This is a genomic window from Streptomyces marincola, from assembly GCF_020410765.1.
GTDB lineage: Bacteria > Actinomycetota > Actinomycetes > Streptomycetales > Streptomycetaceae > Streptomyces > Streptomyces marincola.
Genome location: NZ_CP084541.1, coordinates 6293160 through 6311463 on the forward strand (window position 1 = coordinate 6293160; position 18304 = coordinate 6311463).

General features: G+C 75.1%; 17 protein-coding genes and 1 pseudogene. 12 read left to right on the forward strand and 6 right to left on the reverse strand.

Features of this window, described 5'->3' with window-relative positions:
- Positions 1-153 precede the first annotated feature (153 nt).
- Positions 154-2043 (forward strand): calcineurin-like phosphoesterase C-terminal domain-containing protein, encoded by a 1890-nt coding sequence (locus tag LC193_RS27825; protein ID WP_226078134.1) that lies wholly within the window; start codon positions 154-156, stop codon positions 2041-2043.
- Between the two features lie 77 nt (positions 2044-2120).
- On the opposite strand, the gene LC193_RS27830 is transcribed toward LC193_RS27825, so the two are convergent.
- Positions 2121-3062, reverse strand: a complete 942-nt coding sequence (locus tag LC193_RS27830) for a ScbA/BarX family gamma-butyrolactone biosynthesis protein (RefSeq protein ID WP_226078135.1) — start codon at positions 3060-3062, stop codon at positions 2121-2123.
- Between the two features lie 207 nt (positions 3063-3269).
- Here LC193_RS27830 and LC193_RS27835 point away from each other — a divergent pair, with 207 nt between their 5' ends.
- The 4 genes from LC193_RS27835 to LC193_RS27850 all read left to right on the forward strand — a co-directional run bounded on the left by LC193_RS27835 (position 3270) and on the right by LC193_RS27850 (position 7281).
- Complete coding sequence (locus tag LC193_RS27835) at positions 3270-3917, forward strand: ScbR family autoregulator-binding transcription factor (protein WP_226078136.1); 648 nt, start codon at positions 3270-3272, stop codon at positions 3915-3917.
- Between the two features lie 126 nt (positions 3918-4043).
- Positions 4044-4391 (forward strand): plasmid stabilization protein, encoded by a 348-nt coding sequence (locus LC193_RS27840; protein WP_226078137.1) that lies wholly within the window; start codon positions 4044-4046, stop codon positions 4389-4391.
- Between the two features lie 95 nt (positions 4392-4486).
- Positions 4487-5050: a TetR/AcrR family transcriptional regulator gene (locus tag LC193_RS27845; RefSeq protein ID WP_226078138.1), complete on the forward strand. Its 564-nt coding sequence runs from the start codon at positions 4487-4489 to the stop codon at positions 5048-5050.
- 56 nt (positions 5051-5106) lie between these two features.
- The gene (locus LC193_RS27850; protein ID WP_226078139.1) at positions 5107-7281 is read left to right on the forward strand and encodes an MMPL family transporter; all 2175 of its coding nucleotides are present in this window, start codon (positions 5107-5109) and stop codon (positions 7279-7281) included.
- Between the two features lie 62 nt (positions 7282-7343).
- Here LC193_RS27850 and LC193_RS27855 read toward each other — a convergent pair.
- Both LC193_RS27855 and LC193_RS27860 read right to left on the reverse strand, forming a co-directional pair.
- Positions 7344-7508, reverse strand: a pseudogene (locus tag LC193_RS27855) (two-component system response regulator); the annotation flags it as partial.
- 81 nt (positions 7509-7589) lie between these two features.
- Positions 7590-8147 (reverse strand): TetR/AcrR family transcriptional regulator, encoded by a 558-nt coding sequence (locus LC193_RS27860; RefSeq protein WP_226078140.1) that lies wholly within the window; start codon positions 8145-8147, stop codon positions 7590-7592.
- 111 nt (positions 8148-8258) lie between these two features.
- Between LC193_RS27860 and LC193_RS27865 the strand changes: the two genes are divergently transcribed.
- The 4 genes from LC193_RS27865 to LC193_RS27880 all read left to right on the forward strand — a co-directional run bounded on the left by LC193_RS27865 (position 8259) and on the right by LC193_RS27880 (position 11600).
- Complete coding sequence (locus LC193_RS27865; protein ID WP_226078141.1) at positions 8259-8924, forward strand: FMN-dependent NADH-azoreductase; 666 nt, start codon at positions 8259-8261, stop codon at positions 8922-8924.
- Positions 8921-9244 carry a DMT family transporter gene (locus LC193_RS27870; RefSeq protein ID WP_226078142.1) on the forward strand — a complete coding sequence of 108 codons (324 nt, stop codon included), beginning with the start codon at positions 8921-8923 and terminating at the stop codon, positions 9242-9244. Before LC193_RS27865 ends, LC193_RS27870 begins: the two co-directional genes overlap by 4 nt.
- Before the next feature lie 294 nt (positions 9245-9538).
- Positions 9539-10513: a phosphotransferase family protein gene (locus LC193_RS27875; RefSeq protein ID WP_226078908.1), complete on the forward strand. Its 975-nt coding sequence runs from the start codon at positions 9539-9541 to the stop codon at positions 10511-10513.
- 214 nt (positions 10514-10727) lie between these two features.
- Entirely contained in the window at positions 10728-11600 is an 873-nt protein-coding gene (locus LC193_RS27880) for an AraC family transcriptional regulator (RefSeq protein WP_226078143.1), read from the forward strand.
- 78 nt (positions 11601-11678) lie between these two features.
- On the opposite strand, the gene LC193_RS27885 is transcribed toward LC193_RS27880, so the two are convergent.
- Positions 11679-12371, reverse strand: coding sequence for a helix-turn-helix domain-containing protein (locus LC193_RS27885; RefSeq protein ID WP_226078144.1), 693 nt, complete (start codon positions 12369-12371; stop codon positions 11679-11681).
- A gap of 95 nt (positions 12372-12466) precedes the next feature.
- Here LC193_RS27885 and LC193_RS27890 point away from each other — a divergent pair, with 95 nt between their 5' ends.
- Together LC193_RS27890 and LC193_RS27895 are read left to right on the forward strand one after the other, a co-directional pair.
- Positions 12467-14257 (forward strand): ABC transporter ATP-binding protein, encoded by a 1791-nt coding sequence (locus LC193_RS27890; RefSeq protein WP_226078145.1) that lies wholly within the window; start codon positions 12467-12469, stop codon positions 14255-14257.
- The gene (locus LC193_RS27895) at positions 14254-16011 is read left to right on the forward strand and encodes an ABC transporter ATP-binding protein (RefSeq protein ID WP_226078146.1); all 1758 of its coding nucleotides are present in this window, start codon (positions 14254-14256) and stop codon (positions 16009-16011) included. Before LC193_RS27890 ends, LC193_RS27895 begins: the two co-directional genes overlap by 4 nt.
- A 64-nt stretch (positions 16012-16075) precedes the next feature.
- Here LC193_RS27895 and LC193_RS27900 read toward each other — a convergent pair whose 3' ends face one another.
- Positions 16076-16780: an RraA family protein gene (locus LC193_RS27900; protein ID WP_226078147.1), complete on the reverse strand. Its 705-nt coding sequence runs from the start codon at positions 16778-16780 to the stop codon at positions 16076-16078.
- On the reverse strand, positions 16777-17196 hold the full coding sequence (locus tag LC193_RS27905; RefSeq protein ID WP_226078148.1) for a cupin domain-containing protein: 420 nt from the start codon (positions 17194-17196) through the stop codon (positions 16777-16779). Before LC193_RS27905 ends, LC193_RS27900 begins: the two co-directional genes overlap by 4 nt.
- Before the next feature lie 52 nt (positions 17197-17248).
- Here LC193_RS27905 and LC193_RS27910 point away from each other — a divergent pair, with 52 nt between their 5' ends.
- Complete coding sequence (locus LC193_RS27910) at positions 17249-18220, forward strand: GlxA family transcriptional regulator (protein WP_226078149.1); 972 nt, start codon at positions 17249-17251, stop codon at positions 18218-18220.
- The last annotated feature ends 84 nt before the right edge of the window (positions 18221-18304 follow it).

Genomic DNA, 18304 nt, shown 5'->3' on the forward strand with positions numbered 1-18304 from the left:
ACACGTTCGCCACACGTTCGCGCGCGGGGTGGCGCCGGTACGGCTGCTGTTCTTCCGTTGAGCGTGCCGCGTTCAGGCTCGTGACGAAGGATCGTCGCCGCGGCCGGCCGACCGCGCCGGTACCGCGCCCCCACGACAACCGGAGAACCGCACATGGTGAGTTTCCCCGCGCGAGAACACAGCAGCCTCCGTATCGCCCTGACCGCGCTCACGACCCTGGCGGTCGCGGGCGGGCTCGTGGCGATCCCCACCGCCTCCACCGCGACGCCGGGCCCGGCACCCGCGTCCTGGGACGAGAACGCCTACCGCGGCCAGGTCGAGGTCGTGCGCACCCCCGAGGGCCCCGCCGACCCCGAGCACCTGACCGGCAGGGTCTTCGTCGATCGGGACCGCGACAGCGTCGGCGACCGCGGGGAGCGCGGCCTGCCGGGCGTCGTCGTGTCGAACGGGCGCGACGTCGTGACGACCGACCGCCACGGCCGCTACCGGCTGCCCGTGTACGACAACATGACGGTCTTCATCACCCAGCCGTCCGGCTACCAGGTGCCGGTGGACGAGTCGAACGTCGCCCAGTTCCACTGGAACCACCTGCCCGAGGGCTCGCCCGAGCTGCGCTACGGCGGCATCGCGCCGACCGGGCCCCTGCCGGACGCGGTCAACTTTCCGCTCGTGCGCAGCCAGTTGACCCGGGCGCAGGAGCAGCACTGCGTCATCGCCGGCGACTTGCAGACCTACGACCGCACCGAGGTCGAGTACGCGCGCCGGGGCGCGATCAACGACCTCGCGGGCCGTCGCGACTACCAGGGCTGCGGCACGCTGTTCATCGGCGATGTCGTCGGGGACGACCTGTCGCTCTACCCGGACGTCAAGGAACTCACCAGCCGCATCAACGGCCCGGCCAGGTTCCTCCCGGGCAACCACGACCTCGACTTCGACTCCACCACCGCCGAGCACGCGTTCGACACCTTCCGCGCGCAGCTCGCGCCCGCCTACTACTCCTACGACGTCGGTGACGTGCACGTCGTCGCGCTGAACACCGTGCGCTACCCCTGCACCCCGGACGTCGACAACGCCGACGGCCTGCGCCCGCAGTGCGACGACCCGGAGAACAGTCCGCGCTACAACGGCCGGCTCGACGAGCACCAGCTCGCCTGGCTCGAACGGGACCTGGCCGCGGTCGACGAGGACAAGCTCGTCGTGCTCGCCGGCCACATCCCGCTGCTGACCTTCGCCGACGAGGGCAGCCCCATCCACCAGGTCGACCAGGTCCGCGAGATCTACGCGCTGCTCGAAGGCCGCGAGGCCGTCTCCGTCGCCGGGCACACCCACTCGATCGAGAACATGCGCACCGGCGACCTCATGCGCGGCTGGCAGGACCTCTTCGGCGTCGAGGGGCTGCCGTTCCCGCACATCACGGCGGGCGCGATCTCCGGTGACTGGTACTCGGGCGAGCTGACCGAGCACGGCTACCCCGCGGCGGTCGGGCGCGACGGCGGCCGGCCCGGCCTGCTCACGCTCGACATCAGGGGCGACTCGTTCCGGGAGCGGTACACGGTGACCGGCGAGAGCGACCGGGTGCAGACGCAGCTCGGCATCAACAGTCCCACCTACCGCGACTGGTACGCCGAGCGCCAGGCGTGGAACGACGACCCCCAGGGCCCCGCGCCCGAACTGGGCGACCCGCACGTGGTGACGCGCGCGGACCTGGCCGGGCAGACCTGGCTGACCACCAACTTCTGGATGGGCTCGACCGGTTCGACGGTCGAGGTGCGGATCGACGGCGGTCGTTCCCGCGAGGCCGTCCGCACCCAGCCGATGCGCGGCGAGGACCAGTTGATCGGCCCCGAGTGGTCCGATCCGCACGCCGTCGCCCAGCAGCTGGTGCACGGCGGCAGCGTCGCCGACCGGACCATGCACCTGTGGCGCCTCGAACTGCCCGCCGACCTCGACGCGGGACGGCACCGCGCCGAGGTGACCGCGACGGACGTCCACGGCCGCGAGTACACCGACGTGCTGCACTTCCGCGTCGTCGAACAGCCGTAGCGCCACCGCGCCTTCGGGCCGCCGCCGCGAACGGGTGGCGGCCCGGGGCCGCACGGTTCAGGCGGCCCCGGCGCGGTTCAGGGCAGCGCGCACGCGGCGACGTCGCGCGCCGCGAGGGGCACCGGCGCGCCGTTCCGGGTGGCGGGCGGCGGCGCCGCGGCCCCCGCGACCGGCAGCGTGCCGCCCACCGCGACGCGGAACACCGGACGACCGCCCTGCGTTCCGTCGACCTCGATCACCGTCCGCCCGTCGGGGCGGGGCGGGCGCTCGGCCCGGCTCACGATCCAGCAGGGCGCGTCGAGTTCGGCGAACCGCTCGTAGTCGCAGGCGACGGTGCGGATACCGAGCCCGGGTGCGTGCGCGTGCGCGGCCTGGAGCGCGGCCTCCACGAGGACGAGCCCAGGAACGTGGTCCACGGGGTGGTCGAACAGCAGCGTGTCGGTCACGTCGGCCCGCAACCGCCAGACGCGCGGGCCGGGTCCCGGGGCGAGCACGACGTTCTCGCGGCGCGCGCGGCCGACGGCCCCTGGGGCGGCCGGCGCGGGCACCGGCCCGGCGCCCCAGGTCCCGGCCGGGGTCACGCGGTCACCGCGCAGGCGCCGGTAGACGGCGGGGGAGACCCAGCCGAAGCGGGCCCGCGCCTCCACCACGGCCGCGCCGTCCCGCACGAGCCTGACCGCCATGGCCAGCGACCTCAGCGTCCGGCCGGGCCGCGGCGCCCCGAGCACGTCCGCCTCGATCAGCAGGGGGGCGGCCGGGCGGCCGGCCGCGCGCGGCGCCGGGGCGAAGGAGAAGTCGAGCGAGTGCAGCAGGGTCTGGTGGTGCAGGGGAACGCCGTACTCGGCGTGGGCGACGGCGAGCCCGCTCTGCCGGACCGCATGCGTGAGGACCCTCGGATCGTCGGCCGCGACCGCGTCGTCACGCGGCCACCGCCCGGACAGCAGGAACGTGTGGGGCCCGAGGCGCGCGTACCCGGTGACAAGAACGTTGTCCTCGCGCGTGAGATGCAGGTGCTCCATCGGCACCGCCCTCGTCACCGGGGCGGGGCCGTGCGGCTCGGGTCTTCGCCGGGGCGCCGGTGGAGAGGACGACGCGCGCAGGGCTAACGGGGCCTGATCCACGACGAGTTCCCCCCAGGACAATCCGGACGGCGAAGCGGCACTGATAAGATACCGGTTCTCCGGTATTGTGCAAGGAGCAGGTAAAACGGGCCAGGGGGGACCCAGTTGGCGAGACAGGACAGGGCCATCCGCACGCGGCGGATCTGCCTGGAGGCAGCCGCCGAGATCTTCGACGAGTGCGGTTACGAGGGCGCGTCCATCGCCGCGATCCTGGAGCGGGCGGGGCTGACGCGCGGCGCCCTGTACTTCCACTTCTCCTCCAAGGAGGAGCTGGCGCGCGGCGTGCTCGCCGAGGCCGTGACCGCCGAGGGGGTCATGCCGCAGCCGCTGAAGTTGCAGGAGTGGGTGGACACCGCGCTGCTGCTCGCGCACCGCCTGCCCAGGGAGCCCGTGCTCAGCGCCTCCATCCGGCTGTCCGCCGATCCGAGGGCGCGCGGCCTGCTCGGCACCCGGTGGCCCGACTGGATAGCGCTGGGGCGCGACCTGATCGCCGAGGCGAAGGCCAGGGGCGAGGTCATGCCGCATGTCGACCCGCTGGTCGCCTCCCGGGTGACGGTCGCCTCCTGGACCGGTGTCCAGCTGGTCAGCGGCTCGCAGCCCGACGCGCCCGCGCTGGTCGACGACATCGTCGCGCTGTTCGCGCTGCTCCTGCCCGGTATCGCGGTGCCCGCGGTCCTCGCCAGGCTTGAGGTGTCGGCCGACCGGCCGGCGCGGCTGCTCGCGCAGGTCAGGGCGGCCGTTCCCGCCGACTGACCGGTCGCGCCGCCTTCCGGCCTGCCGGGCCGTTTCCCGCCCCCGGTCGCCGGGCACCCGGCCGGAACGCGCCGTCCGCGGGCGGCCGGAACGACAAGGCGCAGGACCAGCGAGGGAGTCGTGGCGATGCCCAAGGGATCGACCTCCAAGCAGGAGCGTCAGTACGAACACATCAAGGAGGGCGCCAAGAAGCGCGGCGCCTCCGCGGGGCGCGCCAAGGAGATCGCCGCCCGGACGGTGAACAAGGAGCGCGCGCGCTCGGGACAGGCGGCCTCGGCCAGCCGCTCATCCACCCGCGGCGACTCGCCCTCCCGGCGCGGCGGCAAGGCGTCGGGCGGCGGGCGCGCGCAGGGCAGCGGCGCGAAGGGGGGAACGGCGACGCGCGACGAGCTGTACGAGCAGGCCAAGCGGCGCGACATCAAGGGCCGCTCCTCCATGACCAAACAGCAGCTGGCCAAGGCGCTCGGCCGCTGACGCGCGTCCACGGGTCGCGCCGCCCGGCGACCGGTGTCGCCGGGCGGCGGGCGTGAGCCAGTTCACTGACCGATCGGTCAGTTACGGTGGGGGGCATGCCCCGCTCTCCCGCCGCGCTGCGCGGCCAGATCCGAGCCTCCGCGCTGCGGCTGTTCGCCGAGCACGGCTTCCGGGCCACCTCGCTCCAGGACATCGCGTCCGACGCGGGCTGCTCGAAGGCGTCGCTGCTCTACCACTTCGCGAACAAGGACGCGATCCTCTCCGAGCTGCTCGCCCCCGTCGGGGAGCGCACGGCCGCGCTCCTGGCCGGTCTCGACGCGCTGACGGGCGAGCGCAAGGCGCGGGCGGCCGTGTCCGGCCTGGTGGATCTCGCACTGGGCCACAGCGCCGAGTTCCGGCTGCTGTTCGAGGACCTGCCGCGGCTGGTCGCCGACCCGGGCATGCACCCGGTGCCCGACGCGGCGGAACGCCTGCTCGGCGCCCTGGCCGCCGGTTCCCCCGGGCCGCGCGCACGGGCCGCGGCCGGGCTCGTCCTCGGCGGCATCGTCATGTCCGCGTTCGGCGACGGAGCCGACCGCGGCGAGGACATGAGGGCGGGCCTGGTCGAGGCCGCGCTGCGCGCGCTCGGCCTCGCGCCCGACCCGCCCCCCGGCACCTGACCGCGGGCGCCACGGCCCCCACCCCCCAGCGCACTACCGAAGGACGACCCCACACCATGGCTACCCTGCTGTACCGGCTCGGCCGGATATCCTTCCGCCGCCGCGGGCGCGTGCTCGCCCTGTGGCTGCTCATGCTCGCCCTGCTCGGCGGCGCGGCGGCGAGCTTCAGCGGCACGATGTCGGACGACTTCACGATGCCGGGCACCGAGGCCCAGGAGGCCATGGACCTGCTGGAACGCGACTTCCCGCAGGCGTCGGGAGCCGGGGGCACGGTCGTCGTCGCGGCGCCTGAGGGCGAGACGCTCGACCAGGCCGCGCTCGCCCCGCTCGTCCGGGAGGCGGCCGAGGTGCCCGGGGTCGCCGCCGCCATGGACCCGTTCACCACCGGCGCCGTCTCGCCCGACGGCAGGTACGCCCTGATCCAGGTGCAGTTCGACGCCGCGGCGCAGGACCTGTCGGAGGCGCAGACGGAGGCCTTCGAGCAGGTCGGCGCGGACGCCGAGGGGCTGCGCGTCGAGCACGGCGGCGAGGCCGTGACCGCGCACGCGGGGCCGCACGCCTCTGCCGCCGAAGTGGTCGGCGTCCTCGTGGCGGCGGTCGTGCTGGTCATCACGTTCGGCTCGCTGGTCGCGGCCGGCATGACCCTGCTCAACGCGCTCATCGGCGTCGGCGTCGGCATGGCCGGTCTCTACGCGCTCAGCGGTGCGGTGGAACTGAGCGCCACCGCGCCCATCCTGGCCCTGATGCTGGGCCTGGCCGTCGGTATCGACTACTCCCTGTTCATCACCTCCCGCTACCGCCAGTACCTCTCCGAGGGCGTGCCGGCCGAGGAGGCCGCGGGGCGGGCCACCGGCACCGCGGGCTCCGCCGTCGTGTTCGCCGGCGCCACCGTGGTGATCGCCCTGTGCGGTCTGTCGGTGGTCGGTATCCCGTTCCTCACCGTGATGGGCCTGGCCGCCGCCGCGACCGTCGCCGTCGCGGTGCTCGTGGCCCTGACGCTGCTGCCCGCCATCCTCGGCTTCGCCGGGCCGCGGGTCCTCTCCCGCAAGGAGCGGTCCGGCCGGTCCACCGGGCAGCCGGGACGCGAGGGCGCCGGCTTCGCGTGGGGCCGGCTGGTCACGCGGCTGCGCGTGCCGGTGCTGCTGGCCGGCGTCGTCGGGCTCGGGGCGCTCACCCTGCCCGCGCAGGACATGCGGCTGGCCCTGCCCGACGCCTCGACCGCGGCCGAGGACACCCCGCAGCGGCAGGCGTACGACCTGACCGCCGAGGGCTTCGGGCCCGGGTTCAACGGGCGCCTGGTCGCCGTCGTCACCGCCGGTTCACCGGAGGGGACGGCATCGGCGGCGCAGGAGGCCGAGGCGCTGATCTCCGGCACCGACGGCGTCGTGGCCGTGACGCCGCCGCAGCCCAACGAGCAGGGCACCACGGCCCTGCTGAACGTCACGCCCGCCACCGGCCCGTCGGACGCCGCGACCGAGGACCTGGTCCACGACATCCGCGAACGCGTCGCCGGCATCGACGGCGCCGACGTGGCCCTGACCGGCACCACGGCTGTGGGCATCGACGTCTCGGAGAAGCTGTCCGACGCCCTGCCCGTCTACCTCCTCCTGGTCGTCGGCCTCTCGGTCCTGCTGCTGATGCTCGTCTTCCGTTCCGTCCTGGTGCCTCTCAAGGCGGCGGCCGGCTTCCTGCTGACCGTCGGCGCGACGTTCGGCATCACCGTCGCCGTGTTCCAGCAGGGCCACCTGGCCGACCTCGTGGGCCTCGACACCACGGGGCCGCTGGTGAGCTTCCTGCCGATCCTCCTGATCGGCATCCTCTTCGGCCTGGCCATGGACTACGAGGTCTTCCTCGTCTCCCGCATGCGCGAGGACTACGTGCACGGCGACACGCCGAGCCAGGCCACGATCAACGGCCTCGGCCACAACGGCCGGGTGGTGGCCGCCGCCGCGGTCATCATGACGGCGGTCTTCGCCGGGTTCGTCCTGACCGACGACCCCATCATCAAGTCCATCGGCTTCGCGCTCGCGCTCGGCGTGGTCATCGACGCGTTCATCGTCCGCATGACCCTGGTGCCGGCCGCGATGTCCCTGCTCGGCCGGGCCGCCTGGTGGCTGCCCCGCCCCCTGGACCGCGCGCTGCCCAACCTGGACATCGAGGGCGAACGGCTGCGGCACCGGCTCGCCGGCGAGCACGAGGAGCAGGAACGCCGGGAGCACGCCGGCACCTGAGCCGCCGCGCCCGGGGCGGGCCCGCCCGGCCCCGGGCGCGCGAACGGTCCGCGCGCCCCTGCTCAGCCGCCCGACCAGTGGAAGCGGCGCTCGGGCCGGCCGGTCGCGCCGTAGCGCAGCGACACCCTGGCCCGGCCCGTCGAGGCCCAGTACTCCAGGTACCTGCGGGCGCTGACCCGGGACAGCCCGCTGGCCGCCGCGCACTCGGCGGCGGACAGGTCGCCCGGCAGCGCTGAAAAGGACCCGACGGACGCCCGTCGGGTCCTTTTCAGCGGAAGACAGCTGAACTGGCCGACCAGCGCGCCTGGTCATGCCGTGGTCGCGTGCGCGAGCCGGGTGAGCGCGGCCTTGATGCGGTCGGTCGTCACCCCCTGGGCGCGCTGGTGGAGGAAGAGCTCGGGCGCGAGGGGCGCGAGCACGACATCCGCGAGGGCTTCGGGATCAGGGGCGCCGGCCTGGCGAAGAAGCGCGAGAACGTGAGCGCGCCAGAAGCCGTAGGCGCCGACCGTGTAGCGCTTGGCTCCGACCTCGGCTCCGAGGGCGAGGTGGCTGTGCCGGTCCAGCAGGTCGACCATGGCCGAGAGGAAGGCGGCGAGTCGCTCGTGGGGCGGCGCTCCGGGGCCCAGCGGCGGGGCGCCGCGCAACAGCTCGCCCTGGAGCAGTCGTTCATGTTCGTCGAGCAGCGCCGCCGCGATGGATGACACGTCCGGGTAGCGGCGGTAGAGGGTGCCCCGTCCGACGCCGGCGGCGCGGGCGATGTCCTCCATCGTGACCATGCGGGGGTCGTCCTCGGCGAGCAGCCGGGCCGCCGCGGAGAGCACCCTGGCTCGGTTGCGCGCCGCGTCCGCGCGTTCCCTCGTCTCCACGCGGATGAGTCTACGCCGCCCCGGGAATAACCGGACATGCTGTCCGGTTGGTAGGGTCGCCCCGTAACTGGACGCCGCGTCCGGTTGTGTCGCCCGAACAGGAGATCCGCCGTGCCCACTGCCGCACCGACCCTGCTGCGCATCGACTCCAGCGCCCGCCGCACCTCCTTCAGCCGGGAGATCGGTGACGCCGTCGCGGATGCCTGGCGTCGCGCCCATCCCGATGGCACCTACCTCCGGCGCGACCTCGCGCTCACTCCGGTCCCCCAGATAAGCGAAGCCTGGACCGAGCTGTGCGACTACGTCCTGGCGCACCGGATCACCGAGATCGCCCGGTACAAGGAGGCGGTGCGCAGCCAGGATCAGGCCGCGGCCTGGGCGATCGTCGAGCCGCTGCTGACCGAGCTCGTCGCCGCTGACACCGTCCTCATCGTCGCCCCCATGTACAACTTCTCCGTCCCCGCGTCGCTCAAAGCGTGGATCGACCAGGTGACTTTCCCGAAGATGTCCCTGGCCGGACGGCGCTTCGTGGTGGCCCATGCCCGGGGCGGGGCCTACGGACCCGGTGCTCCGCGCCACCCCTACGACCACCAGGAGCGCTACCTGCGTGACTTCTTCGCCGGGCACTTCGCCGTCCCGCACGAGGCGATGACCTTCCTCGGCACCGAACTGGTCAACTCCCGCGTCGACCCCGCACTCGCCGATCGCCGTGAGGCCCACGAAACGTCCCGCGCGGACGCACTGGCGGCGGCCAGGATGCTCGGAGCAGCCCTGTGAGCTGGCTGCTGCTCATCGCCGCGGCCCTGGTCGAGGTCGCCTGGTCGCAGAGCATCAAGCCCACGGCGGGCTTCACCCGCCCGCTGCCGACGCTGGTGTGCTTCGCGCTCGCCGCCGTCGCGGTCTACCTGTTGTCCCTGGCGATGCTGGAGCTGCCGGTCGGTACGGCCTACGCCGTGTTCACGGGTATCGGCGCCGTCGGCGCCATCACCCTCGGCGTCATCGTGCACAAGGACCCCGTGACCGCGGGACGCGTCCTCGCGCTCACTCTGATCGTCGGGGGCGTGGCCCTGGCCCGCGTGACCGCCCCGGACACCTGACGACGGGCGGTCCGCGGCACGCACCCGCGTCGACGCCCTGCTCGGCGGCGGCGACCCGCAGCGGCCCGGCGCCCGTTGAGCCCGGCGGCGAGTCGCCCGGCGGCCGGGTGCCGGCACCTTCCGCCGCGCGGGAACGGCCGCACACCGTGGCGCGGAGGACGCCGACGGCCTCCGAGGTCGGATGGTGGGTGGGCGTCGCGTGCCGGAGAATCCGATCGCTCCGGGGCCGTTGCTCGCGTAGGGTGCGCTGGTTGCGAGGGAGAAGGGGCGGTTCCGGGCGTGGCGACCAGGTCGGTGACACGGGAGCGGTTGGCGGGTGCGGCGCGGGCCGCGCTGGGCGGCGGGCGGCGGTTGGCGGCGGTCGAGCGGGTCGCGGGCGGCACCAAGAAGGGCGTGTACCGCCTGGTGATGGACGACGCGACGACGGCGATCGCCTACGTGTGGGACGAGGCCGAGAACCACTGGCCGACGACCGAGGGCGACGACGACCTCACCGACCCGTTCTCGCCCGGCCTCGGGCTCGACCTGTTCGAGGCCGCGCACACGCGGCTGGACGGGCTCGGCGTCCGCGTGCCGGCGATCCGTTTCGTCGACCGCGTCGGCGCCCACTGCCCGGCCGATCTCGCGATCGTCGAGGACCTTCCGGGCGAGAGCCTGGAGCAGTTGCTCGCGCGCGACCCGGACGCGGCTGCTCCGGTCATGGCCCGGCTCGCGGAGTCGCTTGAGGCGATGCGGGGCCACCGGGCGCCGGCGTACGGCAAGGCGGCCGTGGTCGACGCGGGCGGAACGTCGCGCGGTACGTCGTGCGAGGGCGTCGTCCTCGACCGTGCGCTGCGGGACCTCGCCGAGGCGGCCTCACGCGATCCGCGGATCGCGGGCGCCCGCGACCGCCTGGAGGAGCGGCTGCTCGGCCTGGCGGCGGCGGTACGGCCGCGCACGGAGTACGCGGTCGTGCACGGCGAACTGGGCCCTGACCACGTCCTGGTGGACACGGAGGGGAACCCCGTGGCGATCGATATCGAGGGATTGATGTACTTCGATGTCGAGTGGGAGCACGTCTTTCTCCGGATTCGCCTGCACGATGCCTACCGGCCGCTGGAGGTGGAGGGGTTGGACGAGGACCGGCTCGCGCTGTACATGCTCGCGCAGCGCCTCTCGCTCACGGCGGGGCCACTGCGGCTGCTCGACGGGGACTTCCCCGACCGGGCCGTCATGGCGGGCATCGCCGAGTACAACCTGAAGCAGGCGCTGGAACTGGTCCACCGCTGAACGGCCCCGGTGCCCCGAGGCGTACCCCGGAACGGCCGGGGCGCGGGTCCCGGGCCCGCGCAGGGAGCCCGCGGGCGCCTCCTCGTCCCTGGTCCCCGGTCCTGCTGCCCCGCGTCGCGGGGGCCGGGCGACCCGATCGGCGCGGGCACGGATTGTCGGGCGCCGGGAAGGGCGCGCTGCCTAGCGTGGGAGGCGTCAGAGGGAAGGAGCACCGGTGCTTGACCGGCTCAACGAGGCCATGGAGCACATCGAGTCACGACTCGACGGGACGGTGGACGCGACCGAACTCGCGCGGATCGCCTGGACATCGGAGTACCACCTGCGGCGGATGTTCTCGGCCCTGGCCGGGATACCGCTGTCGGAGTACGTCAGGCGCCGCCGGCTCACCGTGGCCGGGGCGGAGGTCCTGGCCGGGGAGCGCCCGCTGCTGGAGATCGCCCTGCGCTACGGCTACGGCTCGGGCGAGGCGTTCGCCAGGGCGTTCCGCGCCCACCACGGCATCGGCCCCGGCATGGCCCGGCGGACCGGAGCCGCGTTGCGGTCCCAGCCCCGGATGTCCTTCCGCCTCATCGTCGAAGGGAGCAGCACCATGCGGTACCGGGTCGTCGACATGCCCGCGTTCCACGTCGTGGGCGCGCGGGCGCGCGTCCCCCTGGTCCACGAGGGCGTCAACCCTGCCATCGCCGACTTCATCCGCGGCCTGGACCCCGAACTCGTTGCCCGCATCGAGGAGTTGTCCGACACCGAGCCCTCCGGGCTGCTCGCCGTCGTGGACAAGCTCAGCGACGGCCGCGAGGAGGGGACGGAGCTGGACTACTACCACGCCGTGGTGCGCGTCGCCGACGACGCGCCCGCGGACCTGGACACCCTGCACGTCCCCGCGGGGAAGTGGGCCGTCTTTGAGAACTCCGGGCCTTTCCCCGAAAGTCTCCAGACGCTGTGGCGCGACGTCTTCACCCAGTGGTTCCCGGCCAACCCCTACGAGTCCCGTCCTGGGCCCGAGATGGTGTGGACGGCAGAGCTGGGGGAGGACGGGGCGCGGGCGGAGACCGCGCTGTGGATTCCCGTCGCCCCGACCGGGAGCTGAGCCACGCGAGCCCCCCGCCCGGACCGGGGCGGGCGGGGGGCCGCCGCACCGGCGAGGCCCGCGCACGCGAGGCGATGCTCAGCGCCCGGCCGGACGCGGGCGCTCCTCGGCCCCCGCGCCCTGCCGCTGCCGCGCGGTCCTCGCGCGGTAGGCGCGCTGGCGGCAGGCCGGTGAGCAGTGGGTCCTTGGCCGCCCGCGCGGCGCCCTGGCCACCGCACGGCCGCAGCCCGCGCACGGAACCGCGCCGCCCCGTGCGCCCGTTGCGTCACGCTCCGGCCCCCGCTCCGGGTTTTCGTCACGCGGGGCGGCGGTCCCCCCGGCCCTGGCCGCCCTGGCCGCGGCCGTCAGGTCCGCCTCGGGCACCCGGCCGCGCGGCGTGTGCGCGGCGAGGTCCTCGTCCAGCACCGGGCACCGCGCCACGGGGTCGTCGTCCGGGCAGCCGAGCAGGTGCTCCAGATAGCGGCGGGCCGCGGTGAGCCGCGCGGCCTGCTCGTCGAGCCGCGTGATCTGCTCCCGTACCGTCGCCTGCCAGGCCGCGTTCCGCTCCCGCCCCGAGGCCACCCGGGCGGCGTGCGCGAGCGGCATCGCCCCGGTCACGCAGCACAGGTAGGCGAGCCCGATCCGGCGCAGTTCCGCGTCGGGGTACGCCCGCCGCCCCCGCACGCGCTCCGGCGGAGGCAGCACCCCCTGCCGCTCCCACCAGCGCAGGGTCGAGGGGGCGATGTCGTACAGCGCTGCGGCTTCACCGATGCCGACCACGGGGTGACTCATACCGGCATTTGACATCACGTCAGCTTCACGCAGCAAGGTAAGGGCACCCTTACTTCGACTCGGCCTCCGGCCCGGTCACCCCTTCGAGGAAGCCCATGACCCTGCTTCAGCACTCCCGGAGCACCGTGGCCGCCGGGCCGCCCCGGCTGCTCCGCCCCGGCCCCCTGACCCGCCTCATGCGGCCGGTCCGCGCCCACCTGGCCGCGTGCGCGCTGCTCTCCGCCGGCGGCGCGGCGGCCGGTCTCCTGCCCTACGTCGCGGTCGCCGAGATCGCCCGGGCCGCCCTCGGCCCCGCCGGTCCCTCCGGCGCCCGGGACACGATCCACGCCTGGGTCCTGGCCGGCACGGCCGGCGCCTGCCTGCGGCTGGTCCTGCTGTTCGCCTCCTCACGCGTCGGCCACTACGCCGACGCGGAGCTCCTGCACCGGCTGAGGCAGCGCATGGTCGCCCACCTCGGGGTCCTGCCGCTCGGCTGGTTCCGGCGCAGCGGTTCCGGCCTGGTGAAGCGGCGGATGACCAACGACCTGGAGGACATGCACCAGTTGATCGCGCACGCGCTCGGCGAACTCGTCGGCGCCGCCACGGCCGTCACGGTCGGCCTCACCTACCTGCTCCTCGTGGACTGGCGCCTCGCGCTGGTCACCGGCGGGGTGCTCGCCCTCACCGCCGTCACCTACCGCGTCGCCATGCGCTCGATGACCGTGCACATGGCCAACCTGCTCGCCGCCGAGGGCCGCATCAGCGCCGCCGCCGTCGAGTACGCGGACGGCATCGCGGTGGTGAAGGCGTACGGCACCGGCGGGCGCGTGCTGGCCCGCTTCGACGACGGCGTACGCGCGTACACCGATGCGATGCGGGCCTGGGTGACCGAGACCCGGTACAGCTCGGCCGCCTCCCGGCTGCTCGGCTCGGAGCTGACCGTGCTCGCCGCCGTCGCGGCGGCCGGACTGCCGCTGGTCGCCGCAGACTCGCTCACCATGGCCGGCCTGCTGCCGTTCCTGGTGGTCGGCGTCGGCCTGCCCACCGCCGTCCTCCCGGCCATCCAGGGCGCCCAGGGCCTGCGCAAGGGCCGCGCCGCCGCCGCGGGCATCGAGGACCTGCTCAACCACCCGGCGCTGCCGCAGGCCGCACGGCCCGCGCGGCCCGTCGGCCACCGCGTCGAACTCGACCGCGTCTCGTTCTCCTACGACGGCCGCACCGACGCGCTCCGGGACATCCGAGCGACCTGCGAGCCCGGGACCGTCACCGCGCTGGTCGGGCCCTCGGGCGCCGGCAAATCCACCCTCGCCGCGCTGCTGCCGAGGTTCCACGACGTGACCGGGGGCGCCATCCGCATCGGCGGGGCCGACATCAGGGCGATCCCGCAGGCCGACCTGCTCGCCTCGATGTCCCTGGTCTTCCAGGACGTCGTGCTGCTGCACGAGACCGTCGCGGACAACATCCGCCTCGGCCGACCCGGCGCGAGCGACGAGGAGGTGCGCCGCGCCGCGCGCGCCGCGTGCGTGCACGACGTCATCGAGGCCCTGCCGGAGGGCTACGACACCGTGCTCGACGCGGCCGGCACCGGCCTCTCCGGCGGGGAACGCCAGCGGCTGACCATCGCCCGCTGCATCCTCTCCGCCGCCCCCCTGGTCGTGCTCGACGAGGCCACCGCGTCCCTCGACCCCGACGGCGAGGCCGCCGTGCAGCGGGCACTGGCCGCGCTCGCCGAGGACAGGACCGTCCTCGTCATCGCCCACCGGCTGCGGACCGTCGCCGACGCCGACCAGATCCTCGTCCTCGACCAGGGGCGGCTGGTCGAACGCGGCACCCACCCCCGGCTCATCGCCCGCGACGGGCTGTACGCCCGCATGTGGCGCGCCCAGCAGAACGGAGCCCCCGAGTGATCCGCCGCCTGTACACCCTGCTGCCCCGGCCCGGCCTGCTGCTGCGCCTGGGCGCCCTCCAGGCCGCGCTCGCGGTGCTCCAGGGGCTGCTGCTCGGCGTGCTCGTCCCCGTGCTCGACGCCCTGCTGCGCCCCGAGCCCGACCTCGGCGCCGCCGGGCCCTGGCTGCTCGTCGGCGGCCTCGGCACGGTCCTGTACGGCGTGCTCGCCGTGCTGGCCGTGCCGGTCGGCTTCGCCGCCTCCATGGAGCTGGGCGCCCGGCTGCGCCACCACCTCATCCGGCACGTCGCGACGCTGCCGCTCGGCTGGTTCACCGCGCGCAACAGGGCCCGCCTGGCCCGCGCGGTCACCTCGGACGCCGGGGCCATCGGCCAGCTGGCCGTGACCACCGGCGGGCCGGCCATCACGGCCACGCTGGTCCCGGCCACGGTCATCGCGGTCACCCTCGCCGTCGACGTGACGACGGCCCTGCTGTTCCTCGCGGTGGTGCCGTTCGCCTGGCCTGCGATCCGGCGCGCGGGCCGCGTCAACGCCGAGGTGGAGACCGAACTTGAGGAGGCCGCGGCCGGGATCGCAGGCCGCGCCGTGGAGTTCGGCCAGGCCCAGCCGGTCCTGCGCGCCGCGGGCCGGGGCGGGACGGGGACGGCCCGCATGCGCGACGCCCTCCTCGCGCACCGCCGTGTCTACCGCCGCGGCCTGCGGCGCGCCCTCGTGCCCGACCTGACGTTCACCGCCGTCGTCATGGCCGGGTTCGTCGCGGTCCTCGCCGTGACCGCCCTGCGGCTGACCAGCGGCGAGCTGGCCGTCGCCGAGGCCGTGGCGCTGCTCGTGCTGGCCGTGCGCTTCCTCGAACCGCTGGCCACCCTCGTCGAACTCATCGGCGCGCTGCGGGCGATGGACAACGCCGTCGGCCGCGTCCGCGCGCTCCTCGCCGTCCCGCCGCTGCCCGTGCCGCCCGACCCGGTGACGGCCGTCGGGGTGCCGGAGGTCGCGTTCGCCTCGGTCGGCTACGCCTACGGCGGCCCGGGCTCGGCGCCGGCGCTCGACGGGGTCTCCTTCACGTGCCCGCCCGGCAGCAGCACCGCGCTCGTCGGTCCGTCGGGCGCGGGCAAGTCCACGGTCGTGCGGCTCATCGCCCGGTTCTTCGACGCCGACACGGGCTCCGTGCGCGTCGGCGGCCGTGACGTGCGCGACCACGCCCCCGCCGCGCTCCTGGCCGACATCGCCGTCGTCCTCCAGGACGTGTACCTGTTCGACGACACCGTCGAGGAGAACCTGCGGATCGCCCGCCCCGACGCCACCCGCGCCGAACTGCTGGCAGCCGCGGACGCGGCCCGCCTGACGGAGGTCGTCGCGCGCCTGCCGGACGGCTGGGACACGCGCGTCGGCGAGGGCGGCGCCCGGCTCTCCGGCGGCGAACGCCAGCGCGTGTCCATCGCCCGCGCCCTGCTCAAGCGGTCCCGCATCGTTCTCGTGGACGAGGCGGCCTCCGCGCTCGACCCGGAGAACGAGCGCGCCGTCGCGGACGCCATCGCCGCCCTGGCGCGCGACCCGGAGCGCACCGTCCTGGTCATCGCGCACGCGCCCGCGACCCTCGCCGCCTGCGACCGCGTCCTCGTCCTGGACGCCGGGCGGGTCGTCGAGGCCGGCACGCCGGACCAACTGCGCGCGGCCGGCGGCTTCTTCGCCCGGCTCGACGCCAGGCAGCGGGAGGCGCGCGCGTGGCGCCTGGCGGCGCGGGCCCGGCAGCCGTGACGGCCGCGCCGCCCGGCCGCCCCCAGGACGGCCGGGCGGCCACCGGGGCCTCCCCTGCCCCGGCTCACTCCTCGACGGCGCCGCCGATCCGCCGCAGGTGCCGCCTGAAGGTGTACGCCGGGTCGGCCGCGCGCCGGGCCAGGTAGTCGTCGAACCGGGTCTGCGCGCGCAGCGTCTCGCCCGCCCGGATCCGGCGGGCCTGCTCCCGTTCCTTCTCCGCGATCGAACGGGCCGCCGCGAGCACCCGGTCGGCCTCGGGCGCCGGAACGAAGAGCACCCCGTCCTCGTCCGCGAACACCACGTCGCCCGGCCCGGCCGGGTGCGGACCGAACCGCACGCCGGGCGGCGCGTCCGGCTCCGGCGCGTCCAGCCGCACCGGGCCCGCCGGGTAGGGGCCGTAGCTGAACACGGGCAGCCCGATCTCCCGCAGCTCCGCGGTGTCCCGGTGCAGCCCCCACACGACCAGCCCGGCCAGGCCCGCCGCGACGGCTTCGAGCACCACCAGGTCCCCGACGCACGCCTCGTCGGTCCTGCCCCCGTTGTCGACGACGAGCACGTCCCCTGGCCGCGCCCGGCCGAACGCTTCGAGGAACGCGTCCACGCTGCCGTAGTGCCGGGCCGCGAGGACAGGCCCCGCGAGCCGCTGCCCGGGCAGCACCGCCGCGATGCCGGGCGGGGCGACCCGCGGCGGCACCCCGGCGCGCAGGCAGCCGTCGGCCACCAGCGGCGTGGACAGCTCCGCGAACGCCGAGAGGTCCGTCGTCGTCACGGCCGCCCGCCCCCCGTCCCGCCGGCGTCCAGCGCGTGCCCCGTGGTGACGTCCACGTGCGCGGGCACGGCCTCGTGCCGGTCCCCGACGGACAGCGTCCCGGCCGGCTCCACCAGCAGCACCGCCGCGCCCTCCCGCGAGGACGGCTTGTGGAACGTACCGCGCGGCACCACGAACACCGAACGCTCCGGCACCGTGACCACGCGCTCCCCGCCCGCCTCGCGCAGGGCGATGTCGATCTCCCCGTCGAGCACCAGGAAGAACTCGTCGGTCTCCTCGTGCACGTGCCAGACGTGCTCGCCGTGGAACCGGGCGAGCCGTACGTCGTAGTCGTTGACGGCGGCGACGATGCGCGGGCTCCACACGGCGTCGAACGAGGCGAGCGCCGCGGTCAAATCGGTCGGATGACTGGTCATGGGCCCATCGTGGCCCCTGGCGCAGGCCCGGGGCGAGTGCTAGGAATCGCACATGGGCGCAGGATTCTCGCACCGCGTGGTGGTGCTCGTCGACGAGGGCTCCAATCCGTTCGAACTCGGGGTGGCCACCGAGCTGTTCGGGCTGCGCCGCCCCGAACTCGACCGGCCCTGGTACGACTTCACCCTGTGCGCCCCGGGCGGCGCCGTCCGTATGCACCTGGGCATGTTCTCCCTCTCCGGCGTCCCCGGGCTCGCGGCAGCCGACACGGCGGACACGCTGATCGTGCCCAACCGGCCCGATCCGCAGGTCCCTCCGGAGCCCGCGGTGCTCGACGCCATCAGGCGGGCGGCGGCCCGGGGGGCGCGACTGGTCAGCTTCTGCACCGGCGCGTTCGCCCTCGCGAAGGCGGGCGTTCTCGACGGGCGGCGCGCCACCACCCATTGGCGCTGGGCAGCGGAGTTCGCGCGCCGCTTCCCGCGCGTGCGCCTGGAACCCGACGTGCTGTTCGTCGACGACGCGAACACGCACACCGCCGCGGGCAGCGCCGCCGCGCTCGACCTCGGTCTTCACCTGATCCGCCGCGACCACGGGGCCGAGGTGGCCAACGCGGTCGGGCGGCGCCTGGTGTTCGCGGGGCACCGCGACGGCGGGCAGCGGCAGTTCGTCCGGCGTCCGGTTCCCGCCGTGCCGGACTCCTCACTCGCGCCCGTGCTCGCCTGGGCCCGCGAACGGCTCGACCGGCCGCTCACCGTCGCGGACCTGGCCGCGCGGGCAGCGGCGAGCCCGGCGACGCTGCACCGCCGGTTCAGGGCCGAGCTCGGCACGACTCCGCTGGCGTGGCTGGCCGCCGAACGCGTCGCGCTGGCCTGCCGGTTGATCGAACGCGGCGAGACGCGGCTGGACCGGGTGGCCGCGGCGAGCGGCTTCGGCACGGCGGCCGGCCTGCGGACGTGGATGCGCCGCCACACGGGCCTGACCCCCACGGCCTACCGGCGCCGTTTCGGGCCCGCGCCCGGCGCGTGAGCCCGCCGCGCGCGACCCCACCGGCGCGCCCCCGCGCGGGCCCGCGGCCTTGACCGGCGCGGGGGCGCGGTCTACGGTCTCGCA

Bases quoted from the DNA above. Each gene is read 5' to 3' on its own strand.
- LC193_RS27910 (WP_226078149.1), top strand. From the start codon at position 17,249: ATGGGCGCAGGATTCTCGCACCGCGTGGTGGTGCTCGTCGACGAGGGC.
- LC193_RS27850 (WP_226078139.1), top strand. From the start codon at position 5,107: ATGGCTACCCTGCTGTACCGGCTCGGCCGGATATCCTTCCGCCGCCGC.
- LC193_RS27905 (WP_226078148.1), bottom strand. From the start codon at position 17,196: ATGACCAGTCATCCGACCGATTTGACCGCGGCGCTCGCCTCGTTCGAC.
- LC193_RS27840 (WP_226078137.1), top strand. From the start codon at position 4,044: ATGCCCAAGGGATCGACCTCCAAGCAGGAGCGTCAGTACGAACACATC.
- LC193_RS27825 (WP_226078134.1), top strand. From the start codon at position 154: ATGGTGAGTTTCCCCGCGCGAGAACACAGCAGCCTCCGTATCGCCCTG.
- LC193_RS27830 (WP_226078135.1), bottom strand. From the start codon at position 3,062: ATGGAGCACCTGCATCTCACGCGCGAGGACAACGTTCTTGTCACCGGG.
- LC193_RS27890 (WP_226078145.1), top strand. From the start codon at position 12,467: ATGACCCTGCTTCAGCACTCCCGGAGCACCGTGGCCGCCGGGCCGCCC.
- LC193_RS27885 (WP_226078144.1), bottom strand. From the start codon at position 12,371: ATGAGTCACCCCGTGGTCGGCATCGGTGAAGCCGCAGCGCTGTACGAC.
- LC193_RS27845 (WP_226078138.1), top strand. From the start codon at position 4,487: ATGCCCCGCTCTCCCGCCGCGCTGCGCGGCCAGATCCGAGCCTCCGCG.